We start from the raw sequence: 1,071 nt of genomic DNA, 5'->3' as shown, positions 1-1,071 counted from the left end.
ATAACTGCCAGCCATTTTTAAAAGCTTCGTAAAACACCGCCAGTAGTGGTATGACCAACATAACAATCATAAATAAAACAGCAATAGCAATAAAGGTGCGCCGTATCCAAGGCGTGTCTTTGGTTGCAGGATTGCTCTGATAATCATAGCTATTAGATATTTGCATGTTAGCGAGCTCCCACACGGCGCGACAGTTTCCACTGAGCAATATTGATGGTTAATAAAATCACAAATGAGATCAGTAGCATAAATAATGCAACGGCTGATGCACCTTGAATATCAAACTGCTCAAGCTTACTGATAATGATGAGTGGTAAAATCTCAGACTGCATGGGAATATTACCTGCAATAAAAATCACTGAACCATACTCGCCGGTCGCACGCGCAAACATCATGCCAGCACCCATCAGCAGTGCTGGTAGTAGCTCTGGTAAAATAACCTTACGAAAGGTCGTTAAACGATTGGCACCCAATACCGCAGCAGCTTCTTCAAATTCAACGGACAACTCTGCTAATACTGGCTGTACCGCACGGACAATAAACGGAAAACTTACCACCACTAAAGCCAGCCAGATGCCTAATGGCGTAAAAGCTACCTGAATATCGAACTTAGCAAACCACTGACCAATCAGACCATTAGGTGCATAAAGCGTAGCAAGAGAGATACCAGTGACCGCAGTCGGTAGCGCAAAGGGCAAATCAACCAAGGCGTTAATCATTGACTTACCCCAAAACTCATAACGCACCAGCACCCACGCAACCAGCGTACCGAATACCATATTGGTTAGCATGGCCAAAAACGACATCCATAAGCTCAGCTTAATAGCAGCCGTCACTTGTGGTTGAGTGATGGTCTCCCAAAACCCAGTCCAGCCCATCTGTGTCGTGGTATAAGCCATCATTGCAAACGGTAGGACGACCAATAACGATAAGCTAAAGACCGTGATACCCATACTCAGACCAAACCCTGGCAACACATTGCGTTGACGCAACCGGGTCAACCAGCCTTTTTTGTGAAGGGGTTTATTGGCAGAAGATGTTTTTGCTTTCATAGTGATGTCCTATAGCCTA

At 44.9% G+C, this 1,071-nt stretch carries 1 protein-coding gene and 1 pseudogene; both read right to left on the bottom strand.

The genetic code is table 11. The features are described 5' to 3' along the window. Positions 1–166: pseudogene (locus ACS8FD_RS16465) on the bottom strand (sulfate ABC transporter permease subunit CysW); the annotation flags it as partial. Position 167: 1 nt separating this feature from the next. Then, positions 168–1,052 (bottom strand): sulfate ABC transporter permease subunit CysT, encoded by an 885-nt coding sequence (cysT, locus tag ACS8FD_RS16460; protein ID WP_439261321.1) that lies wholly within the window; start codon positions 1,050–1,052, stop codon positions 168–170. Positions 1,053–1,071: the final 19 nt, after the last annotated feature.

The sequence above is a fragment of the Psychrobacter sp. 1U2 genome (assembly GCF_051847575.1).
Note: the sequence above shows the minus strand (reverse complement) of the source record. Positions and strands in the feature narration are given on the sequence as shown.

Bases quoted from the DNA above. Each gene is read 5' to 3' on its own strand.
- cysT (WP_439261321.1), bottom strand. From the start codon at position 1,052: ATGAAAGCAAAAACATCTTCTGCCAATAAACCCCTTCACAAAAAAGGC.